General features: G+C 74.7%; 25 protein-coding genes. 12 read left to right on the forward strand and 13 right to left on the reverse strand.

The features are described from left to right. Nucleotides 1-4 precede the first annotated feature (4 nt). A complete protein-coding gene (locus MicB006_RS10360; RefSeq protein WP_116505544.1) occupies nt 5-2062 on the reverse strand; it encodes a cellulose binding domain-containing protein in 2058 nt (685 codons plus the stop codon). Nucleotides 2063-2308: 246 nt separating this feature from the next. Between MicB006_RS10360 and MicB006_RS10365 the strand changes: the two genes are divergently transcribed. The 5 genes from MicB006_RS10365 (at nt 2309) to MicB006_RS10385 (ending at nt 7064) form a co-directional block, all read left to right on the forward strand. Beyond that, nucleotides 2309-3052, forward strand: coding sequence for a lytic polysaccharide monooxygenase (locus MicB006_RS10365; RefSeq protein ID WP_116505546.1), 744 nt, complete (start codon nt 2309-2311; stop codon nt 3050-3052). Then, a complete protein-coding gene (locus MicB006_RS10370; RefSeq protein WP_116505548.1) occupies nt 3037-3690 on the forward strand; it encodes a DUF305 domain-containing protein in 654 nt (217 codons plus the stop codon). Before MicB006_RS10365 ends, MicB006_RS10370 begins: the two co-directional genes overlap by 16 nt. A gap of 311 nt (nt 3691-4001) precedes the next feature. Continuing rightward, nucleotides 4002-5591: a DHA2 family efflux MFS transporter permease subunit gene (locus MicB006_RS10375; RefSeq protein ID WP_116505550.1), complete on the forward strand. Its 1590-nt coding sequence runs from the start codon at nt 4002-4004 to the stop codon at nt 5589-5591. Nucleotides 5592-5718: 127 nt separating this feature from the next. After that, nucleotides 5719-5943 carry a hypothetical protein gene (locus MicB006_RS10380; protein ID WP_116505552.1) on the forward strand — a complete coding sequence of 75 codons (225 nt, stop codon included), beginning with the start codon at nt 5719-5721 and terminating at the stop codon, nt 5941-5943. 35 nt (nt 5944-5978) lie between these two features. Further along, on the forward strand, nt 5979-7064 hold the full coding sequence (locus MicB006_RS10385) for a PIN domain-containing protein (RefSeq protein WP_116505554.1): 1086 nt from the start codon (nt 5979-5981) through the stop codon (nt 7062-7064). A 177-nt stretch (nt 7065-7241) separates the two neighbouring features. Here MicB006_RS10385 and MicB006_RS10390 read toward each other — a convergent pair whose 3' ends face one another. Continuing rightward, a complete protein-coding gene (locus tag MicB006_RS10390; protein WP_225980691.1) occupies nt 7242-8483 on the reverse strand; it encodes a hypothetical protein in 1242 nt (413 codons plus the stop codon). Between the two features lie 91 nt (nt 8484-8574). Here MicB006_RS10390 and MicB006_RS10395 point away from each other — a divergent pair, with 91 nt between their 5' ends. Both MicB006_RS10395 and MicB006_RS10400 read left to right on the forward strand, forming a co-directional pair. Continuing rightward, nucleotides 8575-9048: a molybdenum cofactor biosysynthesis protein gene (locus tag MicB006_RS10395; protein ID WP_116505556.1), complete on the forward strand. Its 474-nt coding sequence runs from the start codon at nt 8575-8577 to the stop codon at nt 9046-9048. A 152-nt stretch (nt 9049-9200) separates the two neighbouring features. Continuing rightward, entirely contained in the window at nt 9201-9767 is a 567-nt protein-coding gene (locus MicB006_RS10400; RefSeq protein WP_116505558.1) for a sigma-70 family RNA polymerase sigma factor, read from the forward strand. An 84-nt stretch (nt 9768-9851) separates the two neighbouring features. Here MicB006_RS10400 and MicB006_RS10405 read toward each other — a convergent pair whose 3' ends face one another. Both MicB006_RS10405 and MicB006_RS10410 read right to left on the reverse strand, forming a co-directional pair. Continuing rightward, complete coding sequence (locus MicB006_RS10405; RefSeq protein WP_116505560.1) at nt 9852-10589, reverse strand: zf-HC2 domain-containing protein; 738 nt, start codon at nt 10587-10589, stop codon at nt 9852-9854. A 49-nt stretch (nt 10590-10638) separates the two neighbouring features. Next, nucleotides 10639-12039 carry an acyl-CoA synthetase gene (locus tag MicB006_RS10410; RefSeq protein WP_116511321.1) on the reverse strand — a complete coding sequence of 467 codons (1401 nt, stop codon included), beginning with the start codon at nt 12037-12039 and terminating at the stop codon, nt 10639-10641. A 115-nt stretch (nt 12040-12154) separates the two neighbouring features. On the opposite strand from MicB006_RS10410, the gene MicB006_RS10415 reads away from it, so the two are divergent. After that, nucleotides 12155-13282 carry a CaiB/BaiF CoA-transferase family protein gene (locus MicB006_RS10415; protein WP_116511323.1) on the forward strand — a complete coding sequence of 376 codons (1128 nt, stop codon included), beginning with the start codon at nt 12155-12157 and terminating at the stop codon, nt 13280-13282. A 25-nt stretch (nt 13283-13307) separates the two neighbouring features. Here the strand turns inward: MicB006_RS10415 and MicB006_RS10420 are convergent, their stop codons facing one another. Together MicB006_RS10420 and MicB006_RS10425 are read right to left on the reverse strand one after the other, a co-directional pair. Then, nucleotides 13308-13724 (reverse strand): ASCH domain-containing protein, encoded by a 417-nt coding sequence (locus MicB006_RS10420; RefSeq protein ID WP_116505562.1) that lies wholly within the window; start codon nt 13722-13724, stop codon nt 13308-13310. Nucleotides 13725-13784: 60 nt separating this feature from the next. After that, a complete protein-coding gene (locus MicB006_RS10425) occupies nt 13785-14663 on the reverse strand; it encodes a S9 family peptidase (protein ID WP_116505564.1) in 879 nt (292 codons plus the stop codon). A 108-nt stretch (nt 14664-14771) separates the two neighbouring features. Between MicB006_RS10425 and MicB006_RS10430 the strand changes: the two genes are divergently transcribed. After that, nucleotides 14772-15308: a GNAT family N-acetyltransferase gene (locus MicB006_RS10430; RefSeq protein ID WP_116505565.1), complete on the forward strand. Its 537-nt coding sequence runs from the start codon at nt 14772-14774 to the stop codon at nt 15306-15308. Nucleotide 15309: 1 nt separating this feature from the next. On the opposite strand, the gene MicB006_RS10435 is transcribed toward MicB006_RS10430, so the two are convergent. Then, nucleotides 15310-15720, reverse strand: coding sequence for an MmcQ/YjbR family DNA-binding protein (locus tag MicB006_RS10435; protein ID WP_116505567.1), 411 nt, complete (start codon nt 15718-15720; stop codon nt 15310-15312). Between the two features lie 162 nt (nt 15721-15882). On the opposite strand from MicB006_RS10435, the gene MicB006_RS10440 reads away from it, so the two are divergent. From MicB006_RS10440 to MicB006_RS10450, 3 genes are all read left to right on the forward strand, one after another. Further along, a complete protein-coding gene (locus MicB006_RS10440; protein ID WP_116505569.1) occupies nt 15883-16998 on the forward strand; it encodes a sialidase family protein in 1116 nt (371 codons plus the stop codon). Further along, the gene (locus tag MicB006_RS10445; protein WP_064446057.1) at nt 16995-17291 is read left to right on the forward strand and encodes a MoaD/ThiS family protein; all 297 of its coding nucleotides are present in this window, start codon (nt 16995-16997) and stop codon (nt 17289-17291) included. Before MicB006_RS10440 ends, MicB006_RS10445 begins: the two co-directional genes overlap by 4 nt. Nucleotides 17292-17375: 84 nt before the next feature. Then, the gene (locus MicB006_RS10450) at nt 17376-19289 is read left to right on the forward strand and encodes a beta-propeller domain-containing protein (protein WP_116505570.1); all 1914 of its coding nucleotides are present in this window, start codon (nt 17376-17378) and stop codon (nt 19287-19289) included. A gap of 49 nt (nt 19290-19338) precedes the next feature. On the opposite strand, the gene MicB006_RS10455 is transcribed toward MicB006_RS10450, so the two are convergent. The 6 genes from MicB006_RS10455 to MicB006_RS10480 form a co-directional block, all read right to left on the reverse strand. Beyond that, a complete protein-coding gene (locus tag MicB006_RS10455) occupies nt 19339-19953 on the reverse strand; it encodes a hypothetical protein (protein ID WP_116505572.1) in 615 nt (204 codons plus the stop codon). Further along, a complete protein-coding gene (locus tag MicB006_RS10460; RefSeq protein ID WP_116505574.1) occupies nt 19950-21299 on the reverse strand; it encodes a hypothetical protein in 1350 nt (449 codons plus the stop codon). The genes MicB006_RS10455 and MicB006_RS10460 overlap by 4 nt, the downstream gene beginning before the upstream one ends. Next, complete coding sequence (locus MicB006_RS10465; protein ID WP_116511325.1) at nt 21299-22093, reverse strand: ABC transporter ATP-binding protein; 795 nt, start codon at nt 22091-22093, stop codon at nt 21299-21301. Before MicB006_RS10465 ends, MicB006_RS10460 begins: the two co-directional genes overlap by 1 nt. Before the next feature lie 74 nt (nt 22094-22167). After that, nucleotides 22168-22983 carry a zf-HC2 domain-containing protein gene (locus tag MicB006_RS10470; protein ID WP_116505576.1) on the reverse strand — a complete coding sequence of 272 codons (816 nt, stop codon included), beginning with the start codon at nt 22981-22983 and terminating at the stop codon, nt 22168-22170. Further along, nucleotides 22980-23564 (reverse strand): RNA polymerase sigma factor, encoded by a 585-nt coding sequence (locus MicB006_RS10475; RefSeq protein ID WP_198937573.1) that lies wholly within the window; start codon nt 23562-23564, stop codon nt 22980-22982. The genes MicB006_RS10470 and MicB006_RS10475 overlap by 4 nt, the downstream gene beginning before the upstream one ends. A gap of 64 nt (nt 23565-23628) precedes the next feature. Then, complete coding sequence (locus MicB006_RS10480) at nt 23629-24795, reverse strand: SGNH/GDSL hydrolase family protein (protein ID WP_116505577.1); 1167 nt, start codon at nt 24793-24795, stop codon at nt 23629-23631. Between the last annotated feature and the right edge of the window lie 31 nt (nt 24796-24826).

The raw sequence follows: 24826 nt of genomic DNA on the forward strand, positions 1-24826 counted from the left end.
CCGGTCAGCGCAGCGTGCAGACCGTCCCGTTGAGGCGGAACGCGCCCGGCGGCACGTTCGGCCCGCTGTACGCGCCGACGAACCCGACGGTGGTGCTCCCGCCGTCGGCGGCGAGCCGCCGGTTGTCGTCGGTGGGCGTGACCCGCACGTTGCGGCCCTGCTGGTCCCAGGTGGCGCTCCACCCGCTGTTCACCTGCTGCCAGGCCGTCGGCCAGGTCCAGGTGAGCGTCCAGCCGTCCAGCGCCTTCGCGCCGGTGTTGATCACCTCGACGTTGGCCACGTACCCGTTGCCCCAGTCGTTGTCGTCGTTGAACCGCACCGCGCAGGAGCTCTCGGCCGGGCTGCCGGTGGCGAACGTCAGCGGCGGCGACGACCAGGAGACCCGCCCGGCGGTGTCCCGGGCCAGCACGTTGACCGTGTAGCGGGCGCCCGGTTCGAGGTTGCCCACCGTCAGCGACGTGCCGGCGGTCTCGCCGAGCTGCTCGCTGACCGCGCCGTACTGCCGGTGCACCTCGTACTTGGCGATCGGGGACGCGCCCGGCGTGGCCGCCGGCCAGGAGATGGTCGCCGCCCGGTCGGTCACCGCGCTCGCCGTCGGCCGGCCCGGGGCGCCGGGCCGCCCGGCCGAGCTTCCGGCCGGTCGCAGCACGAGCGTGGTCAGCGAGTACGGCGGCAGCGTGCGCACGGTGGCGCTGCCCGAGCGGCCGGTGCTGATCCCGGTCGCGCCGTTGGCGAGCGTGTGCACTGTCGGCGCCTCGTCGGCCGGGGTGAAACCGGCGTAGTCGAGTGCCACCGGGTACGCCGTGTCCGGGTCCTTGTTGAGCAGCAGGACCGCGACGCTGCCGTCCGGCCGCCGGACCGCGTGCGCGGCGACGAGCGGCTGGTCGGTTCCGGCGCGGACGAGCTGGTCACCGGGCCGGGCGAACAGGTTCATCATGGACAGCGCGTGGTACGGCGCGAACGGGGTGTTGAACGGCGGCTGGCACACCTCGCCGTCGCTCGTGCAGTTGCCGCTGGACAGCATCCCGAAGTCACCGTAGTCGGTCTGCCCGGCCACCTCGGAGACCGTGCCGATGCCGTTGTGCACGTTCCACCACTGCACGGTGAAGACGCCCTGCTCCAGCAGGCCGCTGTAGGCGTCGGCGAGGAACAGCGCGCCGGGCGCGGTGGTGCGGCCGGCGTCGACGTTCAGCTCGGTGAAGCTGATCCCGATCCGGTCGGCGCCGGGGCCGGCGTACTTGGCGATCTGCTGGCGCAGCAGCCAGGCCGCGTCGGGCAGGTGGTTGGTGCGGGCCAGCGAGTCGGCGGCGTTGCCGCCCGGGTACCAGTGCACGTCCACGAAGTCGATCTTCGGGCCGGCGAGGGAGAGCACGGTCTGGTTCCACGGTCCCGGGTCGGACCCGGCGGTGATCCCGTCGGGCCAGTTGCCGGGCATGGTGAGCACCGCGCCGACCTTGATGCTCGGGTCGACCGCCTTCATCGCGTCGGCGTACTCGATCACCAGCCGCGCGTACTGGGAGGCGCTCTTGTCCGGGTGGTTGTCCGCCTCCCAGGCCGAGCCGTAGTGGCCGTTGCCGTAGTTCTCGTTGCCGACGGTCCACCACTTGGCGCCGTAGCCCTTGGTGACGTTGGCGTAGCGGACCCAGGCCGCCGCCTCGGCGGGCGTGCCGGTGCCGTAGTTCGCGATGATCATCGGCTCGGCGCCGACGCGCCGGGCGCTGGCCATGAACGTGTCGAAGTCGGTGTTCGGCGCGACGTAGCCGCCGGGCGCGGTGTGCGTCTCCCAGTGGTAGATGTCGGCGTAGGAGCCGCCGGGGTAGCGCAGCATCTTCACGCCCGCCGCCTTGAGCAGGTCGGACGTCTCGGCGCTGCCGAGCTGCGCGTCCCAGATGGCGTGGTTGACGCCGAGCGCGGTGGCCGGGACGGTGGCCAGCCCGGCGCGCGTGTTCACGGTGACGGTGACCGGGTCTGTGGGGTCGGCGGCGGCGACCGGACCGCCGGCGGTGCCGAGCGCGGTGGCGAGCAGCAGCAGGGCGGCCGCGAACGCAGTGGGTCTTCTCATCCGGGGATGTCCTTCGGGGGAGTGGAACGACGGGGAGATGCCCGGTTCTGCGTCGTCCTCCCGGAGCCGTGACGGCGGCGGGATGCCCACGAACGACGATCGGCTCCGCGCGGCGAGCCATCGATGGGGATCATACGCCCGGCGCCAGGGAGTGCAGGGCTTAATTTATAGACAGGAGTCTTTACTGTTAACAATGTTTAATTTATGTTCGGGACACCTTCCGTTCCCCCTGAAGGAGTTGCCACCATGCGCCGAAGAATCACCCTCCCCCTGCTCACCGCCGGCGCCGTCACCGGCACGCTGGCGCTCGCCGCGCCCGCGCAGGCCCACGGCTACGTCTCCTCGCCACCCAGCCGCCAGGCGCTCTGCGCGCAGAACCGGGTGCCCGACTGCGGCCAGATCAAGTACGAGCCGCAGAGCGTCGAGGGCCCCAAGGGCCTGCGCAGCTGCCACGCCGGCATCGCCCAGTTCGCGGTGCTCAACGACGACAGCCGCAACTGGCCGGCCACCTCGGTCGGCAGCACCGTCACGTTCACCTGGGTCAACACCGCCCGGCACGCCACCGCCAACTGGGAGTACTGGATCGGCGGCACCCGGGTCGCGGTGGTCGACGGCGGTGGCCGCCAGCCCGGCGCGACCGTGTCGCACACGGTCAACCTGGGCGGCTTCTCCGGCCGGCAGAAGCTGCTCGCCATCTGGAACATCTCCGACACCGCCAACGCCTTCTACTCCTGCGTCGACCTGCAGATCGGCGGCGGCAACCCGACCCCGTCGCCCACCCCGACGGCGGCGCCGACCACCCCCGCGCCCTCACCCACGCCCACCCGGACCAGCACGCCGGCGCCGGGTGGCACGTGGACGGCCGGGCGGACGTACCAGGTCGGCGACACGGTGACCTATGACGGCCGCACCTACCGCTGCCGCCAGGCGCACACCGCCATCGCCGGCTGGGAGCCGCCGAACGTGCCGGCGCTGTGGCAGCAGATCTGAGGCCGCGTACCCGCGCGGCGGAGCCGGCCGGTCCCCGGCTCCGCCGCGCGTCCGCCGCCGCCCTGCTCGGCGTGGTGCTGGCCCTGCCCGGGTGCGGCGGGCCGCCCGCCGCGGATCCGTCCCCGCCGGTCCCGCCCGCCACCGCCTCGGTCCCGCCCGGCGCGGCCTCGGTCCCGGCCGGCGCGGACGCCACGGTCAGCGGGATCGACGCGCTGTTCCTGGCCATGATGGTGGCCCACACCGAGCAGACGCTGGAGATCGTCCGGCTCGGCCTCGACCGCGTCACCGATTCGCGCATCCGCACGCTGATCGCCGCCGTGCGGGCCACCGAGACCGACGAGCTGGCCACCATGCGCGAGTGGCTGCGCGACGCCGGCCCGGCGGCCGCCGCCGCGGCCGCCCGGCACGACCACTCCGCGCACAGCGACGCCGCCGCCGGACTGGCCCGGCTGCGCGCGGCCGCGCCCGCCGACACCGACCGGGTGCTGCTCGACGTGCTGAGCCGGCACCAGCGCACCGCGGCCGACCTGGCCCGCGCCCAGGTCACCGCCGGCACCAGCGAGCGGGTACGCGAGCTGGCCCGCCGGGTCGAGCGCTCCCGGACCGCCGAGATCGAACTGATGGGTCAGATGGGCTGAAACGGCGCGCCGGCATGCGCCCCGAGCTGCCCGGACGCGTGATGACCTTCGTCACGTCGCCGTTGCGCCCGCGGTCCCGCCGAGCCGCACGAATCGGCGCGCAACCACCCTTTTCCGTGAGGCGCCGGCCTGCCGTGCGGCCGTGCGCAGGTCCGGGACGTTCGTCAGTCGGCAAAACCCGCCGCGGCGCGTCACCGGTCGTGGTTAGGCTTCCCGCCGGACGTCGCCCCGCCGCGCGTTCCGCCCGCGCCCGGACGGTGCGTGGCGACCCCCCGCCTTCCCGCAGCCGAACCGGATCCAGGAGACCGTTAGTGACCCAGCAACCCGTCGCGACGTCGACAAAGCTCGACGCCGCGGTGCTCAAGGTGGCCGGCGTCGTCGTGCTCGGCGCGATCATGTCGATCCTCGACGTGACAGTCGTCAGCGTGGCGCTCCCGACGTTCCAGAGCGACTTCGACGCCTCGTACGCGCGCGTCGCGTGGACCATGACGGGCTACACGCTCGCGCTGGCCACAGTGATCCCGCTCAGCGGCTGGGCCGCCGACCGGTTCGGCACGAAACGCCTCTACATGGTGGCGCTGGCACTGTTCACCATCGGCTCCGGGCTGTGCGCCACGGCCGACTCGATCGGCGAGCTGATCGCCTGGCGTGTGGTCCAGGGTCTCGGCGGCGGCATGCTCATGCCGCTCGGCATGACGATCATGACCCGGGCCGCCGGCCCGCACCGCATCGGCCGCCTGATGGCCGTGCTCGGCATCCCGATGCTGCTCGGCCCGATCACCGGCCCGATCCTCGGCGGCTGGCTGATCGACGTCGCCAGCTGGCACTGGATCTTCCTGATCAACCTGCCGATCGGCGTGGTCGCGCTGATCTACGCCCAGCTCGCCCTGCCGAAGGACAACGCCGAGCCGTCCCAGTCGTTCGACTTCCTCGGCATGCTGATGCTCTCGCCGGGCCTGGCCCTGTTCCTGTACGGCATCTCCACGCTGCCGGAGACCGGCACGATCGCCGACACCAAGGTCTGGCTGCCGATGCTGGCCGGCGGCGCGCTCGTGGTCGCCTTCGTGGCCTACTCGTTCCGGCCCCGGCACCCGCTGCTCGACCTGCGGCTGTTCCGCAACCGCAACCTCACCATCGCCGCGATCACCATGTTCGTGTTCATCATCGCGTTCATGGGCGCCGGCCTGCTGTTCCCGAGCTACTTCCTGCAGGTGCGCGGCGAGACGACGCTCGCGGCGGGCCTGCTGATCGCGCCGCAGGGCATCGGCGCCATGCTGACCATGCCGATCGCGGGCATGCTCGCCGACCGGGTGCCGGTGGGCCGGACGGTCCCCTTCGCGCTGGTGCTCATCGCAGCCGGGTTCTTCACCTTCACGCAGCTCGGCACCGACACCTCGTACTGGCTGCTCTGCGGCTCGCTGTTCGTGATGGGCCTCGGCATGGGCGGCACGATGATGCCGATCATGACCTCGGCGCTGAAGACACTCAGCGCCGCCGAGGTGGCGCGCGGCTCCACGCTGGTCAACATCCTCCAGCAGATCGGCGGATCGATCGGCGCCGCGATCATGTCGGTCATCCTCACCAGCGAGCTGAACGGCTCGCGGCCGATCCCGGGCGTGACCGACCCGGGCACCGGCGCCCCGCTGACCGAGTCCCAGCTCGCCATCGCCGCGCAGCAGCGGCCCGAGCTGATCCAGCAGTTCCCGGTGCCGCCGTCGCTCATCGAGCGCGGGCTCGACTACGCCGCGGGCGCCTTCTCGACCACGTTCTGGGTCGCGTTCGGGCTGGTGCTGCTCACCTTCGTCCCGGCCGCCTTCCTGCCGCGCCGGCGCGAGCCGTCGCACCTGCTCGACGGCGAGACGGGCGAGGACAAGCGCCCGATGGCGGTGCCGATCCACTGACCGCCGCCGTGACACGGGGCCGGACGCCCAGGCGTCCGGCCCCGTGCCGTGTCCGCGCGGCCAACCCGCCACCCGGGCCACGGCGAGCGCCTACGATCGGCACAGGAGCAGGGGAGAGGCGGGCAGCGTGGGCGCAGACGACGCGCAGCGGTCGGCGCGACGGCGTAACCGCCTGCTGCTCGCGGGTCTGCTCGCCGTCGTCGGGATCATCCTGCTGCTGCTCGGCCTCACCGTCGCCACCGGCACTGTCGCCGGCGTCGAGGTGGTGCTGGCGCTGCTGCTGCTGGTGAGCAGCTACGCGATCCAGCGCCTGGCCCGCCGCGAGACCGTGTACCGCGACGAGCGGCGCTGACCGGCGCGGCGGCCCGGCCGGGCTAGGCTGCCAGTGTGGATCACGAAGACCGCATCGCGCTGTTCCTCGACTACGAGAACCTGGCCCTGGGCGTACGCGACCACCACGGTGGCGGTGCGTTCGACTTCCGGCCGATCGCCGACGCCCTCGCCGAGCGGGGGCGGGTGGTGGTGCGCCGGGCGTACGCGGACTGGTCGTACTTCGACGAGGACCGGCGGATGCTCACCCGTTCGCACGTCGAGCTGATCGAGATTCCGCAGCGGATGGGCGCCTCCCGCAAGAACGCCGCGGACATCAAGATGGCGGTGGACGCGGTCGAGCTGGCGTTCGAGCGCGGCTACATCTCCACGTTCGTGATCTGCACGGGCGACAGCGACTTCACCCCGCTGGTCCACAAGCTGCGCGAACTCAACAAGCGGGTGATCGGTGTCGGGGTGGAGAAGTCCACCTCCGCGTTGCTGCCGCCGGCCTGCGACGAGTTCCTCTACTACGACCGCCTCGAAGGCGTCGACGTACCGCCGCCGGCCGCCCGCCGGTCGCGTCCGGCCCGGACGGCGCCGCCCGGTCCGGCGGCGGAACCGGCGGTGGAACCGCTGGCGGAGGCCGCGCCGGCCGAGGAGGGACGGGCACGGGACGTCGACACGCTCGCCGTCCAGCTCGTGCAGACAGTGGCCGGCATGCAGGGCAGCTCGAGCGGCGACGTGACCGCCTCCGCGCTCAAGCGCGCGCTGCTGCGCAAGGACCCCACGTTCAGCGAGTCCGACTACGGCTTCCGTACGTTCGGCGAGCTGCTGCGTCACCTCGCCGCGCGCAACGTGGTGGAGCTGGCGGCGGGGCCGGCGAAGGGTGACCCGGAGGTGTCGCTCCCGGAACAGGGAGACCGGGACGTCGCGTTCGGGCTGCTGCGGTCCGTGGTGGTGGACCTGGCAGGCGAGGGCGGCGCGGTGGCGCTGTCCGGGCTGAAGGACCAGCTCCGGCGCGCCCGGCCCGACTTCAGCGAGAAGAAGCTCGGATATCGCGGCTTCCTGCAGTTCTGCAAGGCGGCCGCGACGGGCCTCGCCGTGGAGCTGCGCTGGAGCCCCGAAGACGGCGACTACCTCCTCACCCCCCACACCCCCTGACCCCACCCCACCCGCCCGCCCCGCCCCTCGGTCCCGCGATCTTGCACTTGCGGCCCGCCTGAAGCCGGATGAATCCGGCATCTTCGGGGCCTCAAGTGCAAGATCGACGGCGAGGGAGAGGGCGGTGACGGTGAGGGAGGGACGGCGGGGAAGCGGGAGAGCAGTGCGGGGACCAGGTCAGGGGAGCGTTGCGTCTGCCTGGGCTGTTGCGCCGGAAGGGGCGGCCAGGCCGAGGGGCAGGCCCACCAGGTCCAGGATGCTCGGCTCAGCTGATGCGGCGGACGGGCTCGGCTCCGCTGTCGGATCGGGCTCCCCGGTCGGAGCCGGTTCAGCCGTCGGGCTCACGCTCGGCGCCGGGGTCACCGGACCGGCGGCGGGTGGGCCGGACGATTCGACGATCACGGGCGTACGGCCGCTTACGTGCGTCGACGGGGAACCGGCGGCGGGTGGCGCGGTGGTGAGGACTCGATCACCCGGACCGGCGGCCGGAGGTCGCGGCGCGGGCCGGGGCGGCCGGGGCGCCGGGGGAGCCGACGGGCCCACCGGGGTCGCCACGGGCGGCGCTGACGAGACGGCCGGTGCGGGAGCAGTCGCCGGGTGGACACCGGTTCGGCCTGCCGGATCGGTCTGCCCGGCGGTCGCCGTCCAGGTGCCGGCCGAGGTGACGCCCAGCAGCACGGCCACCGCCGTCACGCCCGCCGCCGCCAGCCGCTGGGTGAGCGCTCGTTCGGCGGGGGCGTCGCAGGGCCCGAGTGGCCGGGGCGGGCGCGGCCGGGCGGCCCGGTGGGCGGACCACAGCGCCTCGACGTCCTCGACCACCACCTCCCGCGTGCCGGTGGCGTCGGCGTGGGCCAGGGTGAGGTAGAAGCGGGCGTTCGCCGCGCCCGGCGCCGGCACGCGCAGGCCCGCCGGTGCGCCGCCGTCGGCGCCGTGCAGCAGGGTGACCGGACGGCCGGGGTGGTGCCCGGGGCCGCGCAGACTCCGCAGGGGCCACTCCCGCCCGACGTCGGGCCCGGCGAAGACCACCCGCCGGTCGGTCACCACCGCGGCGCCGCTGGCGACTACGCGCAGCCCAGCCGGTAGCGGGCCCTCGACCGGGTCGAGACAACCGTCGAGCGTGCCGCCCGGCACCGACAGTCCGGGCAGGTGCCGGGCCGTGGCCTCGACCAGGTCGACGGTGGGCAGGATGCGGTAGACGACCTCGCCGTCGTCCAGCGGCACCGGCAGCGCGGTGCCCGGCAGGACGCATCCGTGGAAGTCTGCTGCTTCGATCCGCAGCCGGTCGAGGTGCTCCGCGCGCCGCCGCCAGGCCCGCGCCGCGTTTTCGTACGCCTGGCGCCAGCGCTCGTTCTCGCGCCGCGCCCAGGCCAGCCGCCGCCGGGGATGAGCCCCGATCGCGTCGGGTCGCCTTGCCGTCACACCTGGTACAACGGCCTGCCCACGGCACGGATACGTGAGCGCGGCTATCGTCCGGATTGGTGATGGTATGCCCGCGATTACACTTCGGGGCATGCCGCGGATCGTCCAGTTGCTGGCCTCGCCCGTGCACAGGTACGTGGGCCGCCCCGCGGACGGGCCCGCCCCCGCGCCGCCGGGTGAACTGGTCGAGCGGGTGGAGGTGCGCGCCGGACTCGGCATCGTCGGTGACCGCTACTTCGGCCGCCCGGCGCACCGCCAGGCGAGCGTCACGCTGATCGCGCGGGAGTCGCTGCCGCCCGGCGCGGACCTCACCCAGTTGCGGCGCAACGTGCTGACCGACGGCATCCCGGTGGACGAGCTGGTCGGCCGGGTGCTGACCCTCGACTCCGGCGACGGTCCCGTCCGCCTGCGGGTGCACCGGGCCGCGCCGCCGTGCGCCTGGCTCGACGTGGTGGTCGCGCCCGGCACCTGGAAGGCGATGCGTCGCCGGGGCGGCGTGCGCTGCGCGCCGCTCACCGACGGCGTCCTGCGGGTCGGGCCGGTCACCGTCCGCGTCGACGACTGACCGGTTCGGGAACTTTTCCGGGCGGCCGGCCGACCAACCGGTGGTCGCCGACAGTCAGGCCCGGTGGCAGGAGGGACGCCAGGGATGAACCGAGCGGGCTGTGGATCCGTACCGTCCGGCATGACCATGTCGGGCCCGCGGGCCGGCCGCCGATGAGCCCGGACGCCGACGACGAGCAGGTGACCGGGTGGGCCCGGCGCGCCGCCCGTGGCGACCGGCTGGCCGCCGCCGCGTTCGTCCGTGCGCTCCAGGCGCCGGTCTGGCGGTTCCTCGCCCACCTGGCCGGACCGGCCGAGGCCGACGACCTGGCCCAGGAGACGTTCCTGCGCGCGCTGCGCAGCCTGCCCGGATTCGCCGGCCGGTCGTCGGCGCGTACCTGGGTCTTCACCATCGCCCGCCGGGTCGCGGTGGACCACGTCCGGACGGCGACCGCGCGGCCCCGGACGGCCGCGCTGGCGGACTGGCAGACCGCCGCCGAGGCGGCCGGGGCGGTGACCCGCGGCGGGGAGGACGGGGTCGTGTTGCGCGGGCTCATCGCGGCGCTCGCCCCGGACCGGCGGGAGGCGTTCGTCGCCACCCAGGTGTTGGGCCTGTCCTACGCCGAGGCCGCCGAGGTGTGCGGCTGCCCGGTCGGCACCATCCGGTCCCGGGTCGCCCGCGCCCGGGAGGACCTGGCCGCCGCCTGGTCCGGCGACGTCCGCGACCGCCGGGCCCGCTGACACCCGCCGGCCGCGCGCACGGCGGCCCCGGCCCCGCGCGGCACCGCGTCAGGCGGCGCCGAGCCGGTGGCCCAGCCCCGCGCGTCAGGCGGCGCGCCGGTCGCGGGCCTGTGCGGGGTACGGGCCGGGGCGTACCAGCCGCAGCGGCGCCGGCGCGGCGGGTTCCTCGGCGCGCAGCGCCCACCGCGATCCGCTCGACCGGCCCCGCCCGGGCGGCGTGTCGCCGGGGCGCCAGCCCGGCCGGGACAGCACCAGCATCACGGCCCAGCCGACGAGCAGGAAGCCGTGGCTGACCAGCCGGGTCATCGCCACCTGACCGGTGATCAGGTCGTTCACCGACAGCAGCACCAGCGTGGCGACGAACGCGCTGAGCATCGGCAGCAGGCCGGACGGCGTGGACCTGCGTGCCGCCACGTAGAGGAACCCGGCGCCGACCGCCACGTTCCACGCCGCGGACTCGTGCCACAGGTGCTGGCCGGAGGCGTGCGCGTGCGCGACGACCGCCTCCCGGCCGATCTGGGCCAGGCCGAGCACGAGCTGCACCGCGCCGAGCAGTCCGAGCGCCCCGCGCAGTCCGAGCGCGATCCGCTGGCGGCGGCTCGGCCGGGGCGGCGGCGCGGCGGCGAGCACCGCGTCGACCAGGTCGGGTACGCGCGGGGCGAGCTGCGTACGGGCCCGCCGGGTGACCGCCGCGGCCGAGTCGAACCAGCCCCGGCAGCCGGCGCACCCGGTCAGGTGCGCCTCGGCCGCCTCGATCTCCGAGCGGGACGCCTCACCGTCCAGCTGTGCCGACAGGATCTCCCGCCACTGCTCACACGCCATGTAGGGATAGTCGTCGGGAGGGGCGCGCTGGTTCCCGGCGGGGTACGGGTCACGCCTCGGTCAGCAGGGTCTTCTGCACCTTGCCCATCGCGTTGCGGGGCAGCGCGCCGACCAGCCGCACCTGCCGGGGGCGCTTGTGCGCGGACAGGTGCCGCGCCACGAAGTCGATCAGCTCCGCCTCGCTCACGCCGTCGCCGACGACGTACGCGGTGACCTGCTGCCCCAGGTCGGGGTGGGGCGTGCCGACCACCGCCGCCTCCCGCACGTCCGGATGGGCCAGCAGCGCGTCCTCGACCTCGCCCGCCCCGATCCGGTACCCGCCGCTGGAGATCAGGTCGGTGGCGGCCCGGCCGACGATGCGGTGGGCGCCGTCCGGGTCGACCGTCGCGACGTCCCCGGTGCGGAACCAGCCGTCGGCCGTGCGGGTGGCCGCGTCGGCGTCCGGCCGGTTCAGGTAGCCGTCGAACAGCGTGCCGCCGCGTACCTGCAGCTCACCCATGGCCGCGCCGTCGGCGGGCAGCGGGCCGCCGTGCTCGTCGCGCACCCGCGTGTGCACGCCGGGCAGCGGCACACCCACCGTGCCGGGCCGCCGGGGACCGTCCGCGCGGGCGCTCACCGTCACCAGCGTCTCGGTCATGCCGTACCGCTCCAGCGGCCGGTGCCCGGTCAGCCCGGCCAGCGCCGCGAAGACCGGCTCGGGCAGCGCCGCGCTGCCGGACACGAGCAGCCGGGCGCCGCGCAGCGCCCGCGCCGCCGCGGGTTGCGCCGCGATCCGCGACCAGATCGTGGGTACGCCGAAGTACAGCGAGCCGCCCGCGCCCGCGTACCGGTCGGGGTGCGGACGGCCGACGTGGCGCAGCCGGCTGCCGACGCGCAACGGGCCGAGCACGCCGAGCACCAGCCCGTGCACGTGGAACAGCGGCAGCCCGTGCACCAGCAGGTCGTCCGGCGTCCAGGCCCAGGCGTCGGCGAGCCCGTCCAGGCAGGCGGCGACCGCGCGCCGGGACAGCACCGCGCCCTTGGGCGCGCCCGTGGTGCCGCTGGTGTAGAGGATCAGCGCGGTGGCGGCCGGGTCGGGTTCGGGGTGCCTGGTGTCCGAGCGCCGGGCCAGGTCCAGCGGCACGAGCGGCGGCGAATCGGCTTCCCGCGTGCCCGGCGCCGCCAGCAGCAGCTCCGCGCCGGAGTCGCGCAGGATGTGGTCGCGTTCCATCGGGCCCGCGTCGGGCGGCACCGGCACCACCGCCGCGCCGGCGAGCAGCCCGCCGACCACGCCGACCACCGTCTCCAGGCTCGCCGTCGCGGGCACCGCCACCCGGGTCGCGCCGCGCAGGTCGTCGGCGACCGCGGCGGCCGCCCGGCGCAGCTCCACCCAGGACAGCGACCGGTCCTGCACCCGGATCGCGCCCGGACGCTCGTCGGTGGCCTCGGCGAGCCGGCTGAGCAACGGCACGGGCACCCCTTTCCCGGTACGTCCCGACGTACCGTGACCGTAGCCGGACGGGCCACCCCTGCCCGGTCCGCCGTCAGGAATGTGTCATCGTGGTCGGCGCGAGGGAGGGATGCGCATGTCGGGTCCGTTGCACGGGGTGCTGGTCGCCGACTTCTCCCGCATCCTCGCCGGGCCGTACGCGACGATGCTCCTGGCCGACCTCGGCGCGGACGTGGTCAAGGTGGAGTCGCCGGGCGGCGACGACACCCGCGGCTGGCGGCCCCCGGTCCGCGACGACGTCTCCACCTACTACCTGGCGGTCAACCGCAACAAGCGCTCACTGGTCCTCGACCTGACCGACCCCGGCGACCTGACGTTGGCGCACCGGCTGGCCGACCGGGCCGACGTGCTGATCCAGAACTTCCGCCCGGGCGCGCTGCGCCGCTTCGGACTCGACCACGACACGGTCACCGCCCGCAACCCCCGCCTGGTCTACGCCTCGATCAGCGGCTTCGGCGCCGCCGGGGGCGCCGACCTGCCCGGGTACGACCTGATGGTGCAGGCCGCCGCCGGGCTGATGAGCCTCACCGGGGACGCCGACGGCCCGCCCTACAAGGCCGGCGTCGCAGTGTTCGACGTGATCGCCGGGCTGCACGCGGCGGTCGGGATCCTGGCCGCCCTGCGGCACCGCGAGGAGACCGGGCGCGGGCAGCACGTCACAGTCGACCTGCTCTCCTCGGCGTTGTCCGGGCTGGTCAACCACACCAGCGCGCACGTGGCCGGGGCAGCGCAGCCGCACCGGATGGGCAACGCGCACCCGAGCATCGTGCCGTACGAGCCGCTGCCCACCGCCGACGGCGAGCTGGTGGTGATCGCCGGCAACGATGCGCAGTTCCGTACCCTCTGCCGGGTGCTGGGCGTGCCGGAGCTGGCCGACGACGAGCGGTTCCGGCGCAACGCCGACCGCACCGCGCACCGCGACGAGCTGCGGCCGCTGCTGGTGGCGGCGCTGTCCCGGCGCGGCAGCGCGCAGTGGTTCGGCGAGCTGCGCGCGGCGGGCGTGCCGTGCAGCCCGATCAACTCGGTGGCCGAGGGCGTGGCGCTGGCGCAGGGGCTGGGCCTGGAGCCGGTGGTGACGACCGGCGGGGTGCCGGGGATCCGGAACCCGATCGGCCTGTCCGGGGCGCCGCCCCGCTACGACCTGCCGCCGCCGGAGCTGGACGAGCACGGCGACCAGCTGCGCGCCTGGCTCGCCGCCCCCTGAGCCGGCCCGTCCGCCGGGCAGGTGGTCAGAGCGTCTCGACCAGGCGGAAGCGCTCCAGCACGGCCAGGGTGTCGTCGTCGACCGTGAACGCGGGGTCGCCGAGCCAGCCGCGGTAGTCGTCGCCGTGCCAGAACCGCTCGTGACCGGCCCGCCAGGCGGCAACAGTGTCGAACCCTTCGCCCTCGTCGCGCGCGTGGTCGAGATCGACGTCGCCGAGGCGGGCGACGCGGACCTCGACCAGCTCGATCACCGCCACCGGCCGGTTGTCGGAGTCGATGACCGCCGAGCGGGTGCCGACGGCCGGCAGCGGCTCGCCGTCGATCTCGTAGTCCTGGACCAGCCCGGTGGTGGTGGTCTTGCTGCCGTCGAGCACGGCGGCGACGAGCTGGTCGCGCAGCGGACCCGGGAAGGCGAACTCGAAGGTGGGCAGATCGGCGTCCATGCGCGGCAGCGTAGCCGGGCCACGCGGGGCGGGCGACCACCTTCTGCGGCGCCCGGCCACTCAGCCCGGCGGCGGCAGCGTCCGGTCGAGCCAGTCGAGCAGCAGCCGCTCGTACTGCGGGCTGACGCCGTCCGGATCCTCGCGCTCCCCGAGCGTGGGGGCGTGGTCGCAGCCGGCCAGCCGGGCCACTGTCAGCTCGGCGTCGCGGGCCGTCCGCCGCCACACCGCGAGGCTCTCCTCGATCGGGATCCAGGCGTCCGTCTCGCCGTAGCAGAGCAGCACCGGGCCGGTCAGCCGCGCCAGCACCGGCGCCGGGTCGTAGTCCATGTCGGTCCAGGTGCCGGGCGTGGCGGGCAGCTCCTCGGGCAGGAACGCCAGCGGGAACCACCGGCGCCGCGCCGCCGCGTCCAGCGCCGCCTGCGCCGCCGGGCGGGACACCTCGCCGCGCTGGTAGCCCTCGGCCAGCCGGCGCAGCTCGGCCAGCTCGGCCAGGTCGGCCGGCCCGTAGCCGTGGCGGCGGAGCTGCTCGGCCGTCGCGTAGCGCATCTGCACGGCCGGGCTCACCGCGCTGCACCCGACCACGACCAGGAAGTCGACCGGGCACCGCGTGGCGGTGAGCGCCGCCGCCCATGCGCCCTGGCTGAACCCCCAGAGCCCGACCGGAACCGTCCCGACGTGCCGGCGCAGCTCGGTGAGCGCGGCGGCGGCGTCCTCGGCCTGGTCGGCAAGAGGCACGTCGTGCCCGTCGACGCGGGGGCGGCGGTCGTAGCGCAGTACCGCGATCCCGGCCGGAGGCAGCAGCCGGGCCAGGTGCGCGTACAGGAAGTAGGAACGCTGCCCGGCGTGCGAGCCGTGCAGCACCACCAGGCCGCCGCGTACCGGCCCGGCCGGCAGGTCCAGCACTCCCGGCAGTCCCGCCGCGCCGATCGTCGTCTCCATGCCGGGCAGTGAACCACCAGCCGTCCCGCCCGGTGGTCCCGGCCGCCGTCGGCAACGCCCGCGTGCGTACGCTGACCAGGTACGCAGTCGCGACCGTGGAGAACCGCCATGACCAGCCCCGCATCCCGTGCCGTCCGGGTCGCCCGCCCCGGCGACGTGGCCGCCCTCGTCGACCTGATCGAGTCGGCGTACCGGGGTGAGCGCAGCCGGCAGGGCTGGACCCACGAGGCGGACCTGCTGGCCGGGCAGCGCACCGACCCGGACATGGTCGCCTCGGCGGTCACCGCCACCGACGGCGTGGTGCTGGTCGCCGAGCAGGAAGGCGACCTGCTCGCCTGCTGCCAGCTGGAACGCCGCGACGACCACGTCTACTTCGGGATGTTCGCGGTCAGCCCCGGCCGGCAGGGCGGCGGCCTGGGCCGGGAGCTGCTGGCCGAGGCCGAGCGCTACGCGGCCGAGCAGTGGCACGCCGGGGAGATGCGGATGACCGTGATCGTCCAGCGCGACGACCTGATCGCCTGGTACGAGCGGCGCGGCTACGTCCGCACCGGCGAGCTGAGCCCGTTCCCGTACGGCGACGAGCGCTTCGGCGTGCCGCTGCGGTCCGACCTGGCGTTCGAGACGCTGCGCAAGAAGCTCGGCTGACTCAGCCCGGCCGGTCGATGAGCGCGACCAGCTTCTTCGGGGCCAGCACGCAGTAGCTCTCGGTGAGCAGCTCGGCGACCTCGGTCCAGTCCGTGTCGGCGTCGAGCCGCAGGCCGACCACGTCGGCGGCCCAGTCCGGCTTGAAGAAGTGCGGCCCGGCCGCGAGCAGACCCGCGATCTCGTCGCCGGGGGAGCGGAACGTCATCACGCAGACCGGTTCGTCGGTCGCCGCGGCCCGCGCGTACGCGGCCTGGTGGCCGGGGTCGACGGTGAGCACGTGGGCGAACGTGCGGCCGCGCACGCGCCACCGCACGCCCACCCAGGCCGGCTCCTCGTAGGCGTCCGGCAGGCCGAGGCAGACCCGGCGCAGGCGGTCGAGGTGCTCGGGCGGAACGTCTCCGGGGCCGGTCATGCCCGCACGCTAGCCGCAGCCCCCGACAACCCGCCGCACCGGCGTGGCGCCCGGCCTCCGCGCGTGCGGCGGAGAAATGTCACAGCCGGGGAGTACCACGACGATGAGTTTCGGCAAGGCGCGCGGTCAGTGCAGGGAAGACACCTGGATGGAGGACGAGACATGAGCGGCGTACGGGTACTTGTCGGCACGCGCAAGGGCGCGTTCATTCTGACGTCGGACGGCAAGCGCGACGACTGGACGGTCGACGGACCGCACTTCGGCGGATGGGAGATCTACCACCTCACAGGTTCACCTGTCGAACCGGACCGGCTCTACGCGTCCCAGTCCGGCGGCTGGTTCGGGCAGCTGATCCAGCGCTCGGACGACGGCGGCCGGAACTGGACGACGGTCGGCAACGACTTCGCCTACAGCGGCGAGGTGGGGCAGCACCTCTGGTACGACGGCACCCCGCGCCCGTGGGAGTTCAAGCGGATCTGGCACCTGGAGCCGTCCCGCCACGATCCGGACACCGTGTACGCGGGCGGCGAGGACGCCGCCCTCTACCTGTCCACCGACGGCGGCCAGAAGTGGTCCGAGCTGACCGCGCTGCGGCAGCATCCGACCGGCCCGTCCTGGCAGCCCGGCGCGGGCGGGATGTGCCTGCACACGATCATCCTCGACCCGGCCGACCGGGACCGGATCTACGTCGCGATCTCGGCGGCGGGCGCGTTCCGTAGCGACGACGGCGGCGCGAGCTGGCTGCCGATCAACAAGGGGCTGCGCTCGGGCGAGATCCCGGACACCGACTCCGAGGTGGGGCACTGCGTGCACCGCCTCGCCCAGCACCCGTCCCGGCCGGACACGCTGTTCATGCAGAAGCACTGGGACGTCATGCGCACCGACGACGCCGGCGGCAACTGGCGGGAGATCAGCGGCGACCTGCCGACGGACTTCGGGTTCCCGATCGCGGTGCACGCGCACGAGCCCGAGACGGTCTACGTGGTGCCGATCACCAGCGACTCGCTGCACTACCCGCCGGAGGGCAAGCTGCGCGTCTACCGCAGCCGCACCGGCGGCGAGCACTGGGAGCCGCTGACCGAAGGGCTGCCGCAGTCGCACTGCTACGTCAACGTGCTGCGCGACGCGATGGCCGTCGACACGCTCGACCCCTGCGGAATCTACTTCGGCACCACCGGCGGTCAGGTCTACCACTCGGCCGACGGCGGCGACACCTGGGCGCCGATCGTGCGGGACCTGCCGGGAGTGCTCTCGGTCGAGGTCCAGGTGCTGCCGTGATCCGGGTGGTGTTACCGGCGCACCTGAAGAACCTGGCGCACGTCACCGGCGAGGTACGCGTCGAGGTGGCCGGGCCGCCCACCCAGCGGGAGGTGCTCGACGCGCTGGAGGCCGCGTACCCGATGTTGCTCGGCACGATCCGCGACCGGCACAGCGGGAAGCGCCGGCCGTTCGTCCGCTTCTACGCCTGCGAGCTGGACCTGTCGAACGAGTCACCGGACGATCCGCTGCCCGAGGAGGTCGTCAAGGGCAAGGAGCCGTTCATCGTGCTCGGCGCGATGGCCGGCGGCTGAGCGCGCCCGGCCGGGAACCGTGCTCGCCGCGGCCACGTCTGACGGTCCATGACCTGTCGCAGATCCCGGACGATCGGATGGACGATGGCCGCCGCGCTGGCCCTCGGTGGCTGCACCGCGTCACCGCCGGCCGATCCGCCGCCCACCGGCCGGCCCGTTCCGGCCGGTGGGTTGCGGCTCGTCGCCTTCGACTCCTGCGACGAGGCGCTGCGGCAGATCCGGGCGGCCGCGCGGGCCGCGGTGGGACCGTGGGGTCTCGGGCCGAACCACGACATGCTCCGGTTCAGCGCGGAGTCCGGGGTCGACGGCGGAGCTGCGAAAGCAGCCGGGCCGGCGTCCACGCCGGACTTCTCCGGCACCAACGTGCACGAGGCCGGCGTCGACGAACCGGACCTGGTCAAGACCGACGGCCGGCGCATCGTCACGTACGGCCGGGGCGTGCTGTCGGTCGTCGACCCGGCGACCCGCCGGCAGACCGCCCGGCTGGCGCTCGACCCGGCCGCCGAGCGGTTCTCCGGTCAGGAGGGCAACCTGCTGCTGCACGGGGACCGCGCGCTCGTGCTGCTGCGCGCCGGAACGGTCCCCAAGTCCGCGGCGCCCGGTCGGCGTCCCGCACCCGGCATGGTCGGGCAGGCCCGGCTGGTCCTGGTCGACCTCGCCGCGGCGCCGCGCGTCGTCGGCGAGTACTGGATCGACGGCCGGATGGTCGACGCCCGGCAGGTCGGCGCGACCGCCCGCATCGTGATCAGTTCCGGGCACCGGCTCGAATTTCCGCAGCCTTCGGGGAAGCGTACCGACGCGCAGCGAACCGCCGCGAACCGCGCGGTCGTCGACAAGGCCACGCTCGACGACTGGCTGCCCCGCTACGAGGTCCGCGACAGCGTCCGCACGGTCGGCAGCGGCCGGGTCGGCTGCGACCGGGTCAGCCGGCCGGCCGGCTTCTCCGCCGCCTCGATGCTCACCGTGCTCAGTTTCGACCTGGCCGCGCCCGCGCTCGGCGCCGGTGACCCGGTCACCGTGTTCGCGGACGGCGACACCGTGTACAGCAACGGTCAACGCCTCTACATCGCCACCGACCCGCGCTGGCGGACGTGGCGCGCCGCGTCACCGGCGGCGCGCGACGACGGCACCGAGATCTACCAGTTCGACACCGCTGCGGGCACACCGCGCTACGTCGCTGCCGGATCGGTGCCCGGCTGGCTGATCAACCAGTACGCGCTGTCCGAGTGGGACGGTCACCTGCGGGTGGCCACCACCACCGGCGACAGGTGGGGCCGGGGGAACGCCTCCCAGTCCGGCGTGTACGTGCTGCGCGCCGACGGTCCCACGCTCAAGCGGGTCGGCGCGGTCACCGGCCTCGGCAAGGGCGAGCGGATCTACGCGGTCCGGTTCATCGGCGGCACCGGGTACGTGGTGACGTTCCGGGAGACCGACCCGCTGTACGGCGTGGACCTGCGGGACCCGGCCAAGCCCCGGGTCACCGGCGAACTGAAGATCAACGGGTATTCGGCGTACCTGCATCCGGCCGGCGACGGCCGGCTGATCGGGGTCGGGCAGGACGCGACCGACCGGGGGCGGGTGACGGGCACCCAGGTGTCGTTGTTCGACGTCGCCGACCCGGCCCGGCCCACCCGGATCGCCCAGCACCACGTCGCCGGCGGCTGGTCCGAGGCGGAGCACGACCCGCACGCGTTCCTCTACTGGCCGCCGGAGCGGCTGATGGTGATCCCGGTGCGGCAGCCGGGCGTGGACACCGACCGGCCCGACGGCACGAAGCGCCCGCCGTCCGGTGGTGTGCTGGCGTTGCGGCTCGGCGACAAGGGCTTCACAGTGGCCGGCGCGGTGGACCATCCGGGGAGCGTGGCCGACGGCGGCGAGTGGGTGGCGATCCGCCGTTCGCTGATGATCGACGGTGTGCTCTGGACGGTCTCCGAAGCCGGGCTCAAGGCGACCGCCCTGTCCGGCATGACCACCCTGGCCTGGGTGCCGCTGGCCTGACGTCGGCCGGGCCTCGCCGCGCGGTGGACGCGCGACGAGGCCCGGCACGTCACTGTTCCAGCGCCGCCTCGGCCGCCGCGACCTGCGGGCCCACCCGCAGCGCGTACGCGACGACGCCGCCGAGAAGGAACGTCGTGGCGGTGACCGCGGCGATCCGGTTGCCCGGCTCCTGCGCCATCCACAACGCGACCTGCCGCCATTGCGGTCCGCCCGGCGCGGCCAGGAACGCCCCCAGCGCGGCCCAGGCGGTGGGCACCTGCCAGGCGGCCCGCGCGCCGGCGAGCGCGGCGCCGAGTCCGACCAGCCCGATCAGCCCGGCCGTGTTGCGGGCCAGCACGGACAGCGGCCCGAAGTCGGCGCCGAGGGCGCGGGCGGCGGCCAGCAGCCCGACCACCACCACGCCGTACGCGAGCAGGTGCCCGGCCCGGCGCGGCGCCCACTGCCACGCGGCGGTCCGCTCCAGCGCCGGGTCGGTGCCGGCGAGCGTCGGCCCGAGCGGCGCGACCGCCAGCGCGGTGGTGAGCACGGCGAGGCCGGCCAGCACCTCGGGCCGGTCGGTGAAGGCGGCCCAGGAGAGGGCCATCACGGCGACGGCGACCGCGGATCCGGCCAGGGCGGCGGGCAGCCGGCGGGACCGCACGTACAGCGGCAGCCAGCGGGTCACGGCGCGGCCCGTCCGGTGAGCGCCGGCATCAGGTCCGGCTCGCAGCGCGCGGCCGCGTCCCGCAGCGCGGTGACCCGCCGCAGTTGCTCCGGCTCGGGCAGCGCGCGCAGTTGCCGCACCCCGGCCCGGATCTCGTCCTGCTGTTCGTCGGCGTACCGGTATCCGGTCCAGGAGTCCCAGAGCCGTACGGTCTCGGCGTCCAGCAGCCAGGCCGCGGCGATCGCCGGGGCGATGTCGTCGCCGCTGCGCCCGCAGCCGGACCACATGGTGCCGCCGCCCAGGGCGATGCGCTCGGCCACATCGGCGGCCCGGCCGGTGTCCGGGTCGACCTCCAGGAGGAACTGCACGGTGCCCGGCGCCGGCTTGGGCCGGTGCCACTGCTCGCTGTCGTTGCTGCCGATGGTGTCCAGCCGCAGCTCCACCGCGCGGGTCGGCGCGTCCGGCAGCTTCGCCAGGGCGCGCAGCCCTCGGCGGGCCTCGGTGGTGACCTCGGGCAGCAGGTGCGCGTTGACGGCGGTGACGCACACCTGCGGCGTGCCGTCGGCGCAGACGTAGCGGCGCGCTCCCGCGTCGAGCTGCCAGATTCCGGCCGGGCCGGGCACGCCGATCAGCACGAGACCCGCCACGCCGCCGGCGAGGCTCGCGAACGCGCCGGCCCGGGTCAGCCACGACCCGCCCGCCGCCAACAGCAGCCCGGCGAGCACCAGCCCGGCCCCCAGCGCCAGCCGGCTGAGCAGCAGCCGGTCCGACAGCGTCTCCCAGGGCGTGTCCGGCGGCCAGTTGATCATGAGCGACGGACTCGACAGCGTGCTGTCGACGCCCGCGATCAGGGACGTGCCCTCCTGCGCCACCAGCGCGGCGGCGGCCAGCAGCGGGGGCAGCAGCGGCGAGGACCACAGGCGGCCGACGGCCGTGCCGCACCAGGCCGCGCCGACGAGCACCAGCACGTCGACCAGGGGCCCGGCGAGCCCGCGTACGCCGAGGTAGGCGCCACCGGTGGCGACCAGCGCCGCGCCGCCGGCGAGCACGAGCAGGTGCGCGGCCGCGACGGCGACGCCGAGCGCGGTCATCGCGGGCAGCGCGCGTTGCCAGCGGGGCCGGCCGGTGCTGTTCATCAGCTCGTCGGCGCGGGTACGCCGGTCCCGGCGACCGAGTACCGCGCCGCCGGCCAGCGCCAGTGGCATCAGGAAGAACATGGCGGAGGAGTGCACGTAGCCCAACCGCAGCCACTGTCCCTGCCAGAAGCTGTACATGCTCGCGACGCCGAGGATCCCGATGGCGAGGAGCAGCACCGCCACGGCCGGGGCGTTCGAGCGGCGCAGTTCGACGCGTACCTGTCGGATCATCAGGCGCCCCGGTGCTGCTGGAGGAGGTACGAGTAGCCGCGCTCGGCGGCGCTGTCGCCGACGCCGCCGGTCTCGCCGTGGCGGACCAGGTCGGCGGGCAGACCCTGGAAGACGCGGGCGCCGTGGTCCATCAGGATGACGTCGGAGCAGGCCGCCACCACGTCCTCCACCAGGTGGGTGGAGACCAGCACGCAGGCGTCCGTGCCGAGTTCGCGGATCAGCTCACGGAACTCGACCCGCTGTTCCGGGTCCAGGCCGACAGTCGGCTCGTCGAGCAGCAGCAGGTCCGGCTCGTTGACGATCGCCTGCGCGATGCCGGCACGGCGCAGCATGCCGCCGGACAGCGACTTGAGCTTGGCGTCGGCCCGGTCGGTGAGGCGTACCCGGTCGATGGCCCGCTGGGCCGCGGCGGGCACCGCGGAGGCGGGCATCTCCCGCAGCCAGGCCACGTACTCGACGTACTCCCGGACGGTGAACCGGGGGTAGTAGCCGAACTGCTGCGGCAGGTAGCCGAGGCGGCGGCGCACCGGCCGCAGCTCCCGGCTGGCGGTGGCGTCCGCGCCGAGCAGCCGCAGCACCCCGCTGTGCGGCTTGACCACAGTGGCCAGCGCGCGCATCAGCGTGCTCTTGCCGGCGCCGTTCGGGCCGAGCAGCCCGTGCACGCCGGCGCCGAGCGTCAGGCCGAGGTTGTCGACGGCCAGGCGCCGTCCGGCCTTCACCGACAGTCCCACCGCCTCGATGCGCCAGGCGTGCCGGGTCGGCGCCACCTCGTCGGCGCTCACTGCGCGTACCAATGTCTTCTCCTTCTCGGGCACTGTCGGTCGCGGCGCCGGGCGGGCGCCGTGTGGTCGTTTCATGGGGTGCGGGGTCAGCGCCAGCCGGGTCGTCGCAGGTGGTCGGCGCGCAGGACGGCCAGCGCCGTGAGCACGACGGCGGCCGTCGCCCAGACGGGCATGGTCGCGGGCCGGATCAGGGCCTCGGTCGCGGCGGCCGCGCGGGCCAGGTCGGGCCCGCCGGTGAACGACACCGCGGCGACCGCCGCGAGCCAGCCGCCGCCCAGCACGGCGGCCGCCAGCGGCACGCCGACGCGGCTGCCGAGCAGCAGCGTCGCCGCGACGAACGTCAGGCACGGCAGCAGCCACAGCACCGGGTTGCGGCCGACCGCCAGCCCGGCCACCGCCAGCACTGGCGCCACCAGGAGCAGAACCGCGAGGGTACGGCGCAGCAGCAGTTCCAGTCCGGCGCGGGCGGTGCCGGCGACCACCTCCCAGGCCGGGTTGGCCCGGTGGGACCAGGCGACCGCGAGCCCGGCCAGCGGCGCGACCGGCGCGAGCAGCAGCACCGTCGAGGGCTGCTCCGGGTAGTTGCGGTCCAGCAGCACCGCGGCGAGGATCGCCGTGCCCGTCAGGGCGGCCCAGGCCAGCAGCGACCAGTCGGTCCAGCGCAGCCACCACCGTCGCAGCGGTCGCCGGGGCGCCGGTCGTGGCCCGGTGCGGGCCTGTTCCAGGATCGCCTCCCGGGCGTCGCCGAGCAGCGTCCGCAGCGGCGGGGCGGCCAGCTCGCCGAGCCGGTCGCGGCACTCGGCGCAGCCCTCCAGGTGCACCTCGACCGTCCAGGTTGCGGCGTCGTCGGGCCCGCCCGCCGCGTACGCGGCCAGTGCCTGCGGGGGTACGTGAGCTGTCATGCCAGCGCCTCCCGTAGCGCGTTGCGGGCACGCCGCGCCCGGCTCTTCACGGTGCCTTCCGGCACCCCCAGCAGGACCGAGGTCTCCCGGACGGTGAGCCCGTCCAGGACCATCGCGGCCAGCACCGCCCGCAGTTCCGGGGCCAACGCGTCCAGCGCGGCGCCCAGTTCCAGGCTCATCGTCCCGGCGAGCGCCTCGTCCTCCGCGGCGGGCGCGCTGCGTACCGGAAGCACGTCGGTCGGCACCTCCTGGACGCGGGCGCGGCGGCGCATCGCGTCGACCAGACGCCGGGCCGCGATCGTCCAGATCCAGCCGGCCGCCGAGCCGCCCGGCGCGTCCGATCCACCGGAGCGCCGGATGCCGGAGAACGAGCCGGCGGCCCGCCACACGGTGAGGTACGTGTCCTGGAGGACCTCGGCGACGATTCCGTCGTCCGCGCAGCGTCGTCGCAGCCGGATCGCGAGCCACGGCGACGTACGCCGGTACAGCTCGTCGAACGCGTCGAGGTCGCCGCGCGCGACCCGCCGCAGCAGCCGCTCCTCGTCCTGTTTGCTTCCTCCCACGCCTAGATGGTCGTCCACGGCCCCTCCGACGGATCACGGCGCGGCGTGACCTGGGTCACACCGCGCCGTGGGCAGGTGTCCGTCACTCCGCTGCGGCGAACGGTCCCTTCGGTCCGAACGCCAGCGCGGCGAACCGCTCGCCGATGCGCCGGTCGGCGGCCGGGTCGGGGTGCAGCTCGTCGGGCAGCGGCAGCTCGGCGTAGTCGGCCTCGCCGTACAGCTCCAGCCCGTCGAGGTAGTGCAGGTTCGGGTCGGCGTCGGACCGGGACGCCACGATCCGGGCCAGCTCGGCGCGGATGACGCGCAGCGTGAGCCGGCCGGACGCCACCTCGGCCGGGTCGCCGGTGGCCCGGAACCGCACCCTGCCGTCGACGAACTCGACGGCGCCCGGTCCGGGCGTGTCCTCCTGGATCGGGCACAGGATCGACGACACGACGAGCAGCGGCGTGTCCGGATGCCCCTCCCGGATGGTGTCCAGGAAGCCGTGCACGGCCGGGCCGAACGCGCGCAGCCGCATCAGGTCCGCGTTCACCACGTTGATGCCGATCTTGACGCTGATCAGGTCGGCCGGGGTGTCGCGCATGGCCCGGGCGGTGAACGGGTCGAGCAGCGCGCTGCCGCTGAACCCGAGGTTGACCAGCTCCACGCCGGCCGGCGTGGCGGCCACCGCCGGCCAGGTGCCGGTGGGGCTCTCCGCGTCCGAGCCGTGGCTGATCGAGCTGCCGTGGTGCAGCCACACCCGGCGGCCACCCGTGTCGGCCGGCTCGACCGGCGGGTCCGTGCGCAGCGCCACCAGCTCGGTGATCTCCCGCTGCGGCAGCCAGATCACCACCTCCTTGTCGGTGGCGGGCAGGTCGGTGAAGCGCACCGTGCCGACCGGGCCGGGCTCGATGCCGGACGTGCCGGTGGCCAGGTCGATGGTGAGCACCTTGCCGCCGCCGGCGGTGGCCTGACCGGCGAGACGGCCGTCCACGACCAGGTCGTAGCGGCCGTCGGGACGCGGCCCGGTGCCCCGGTAGACCATCTTCATCGGCAGCACGTCCAGCTCGACTGTGGTGGCGCGGGTGCGGAACACCAGCCGTACGCCCGAGGGCATCGCCTCCGCCGTCGTCAGCTGCGGGTCGATGTTCTGCGCCCGGGCCCACGCGGGCAGCCGGTGCGGCAGCACCCCGTCGGCGGTCTGTTCCAGGTCGAGCGCGCCGCGCAGCAGGTCGGGAGTGATCGGGGTGGTGAGGTGCGGGGATGCCATGATCCCGATCCTGCCCCCGGATCCGGGGACC

Origin of the sequence: Micromonospora sp. B006, assembly GCF_003408515.1 — a bacterium.
In the GTDB taxonomy this organism is placed as follows: Bacteria; Actinomycetota; Actinomycetes; order Mycobacteriales; family Micromonosporaceae; genus Micromonospora; species Micromonospora echinospora_A.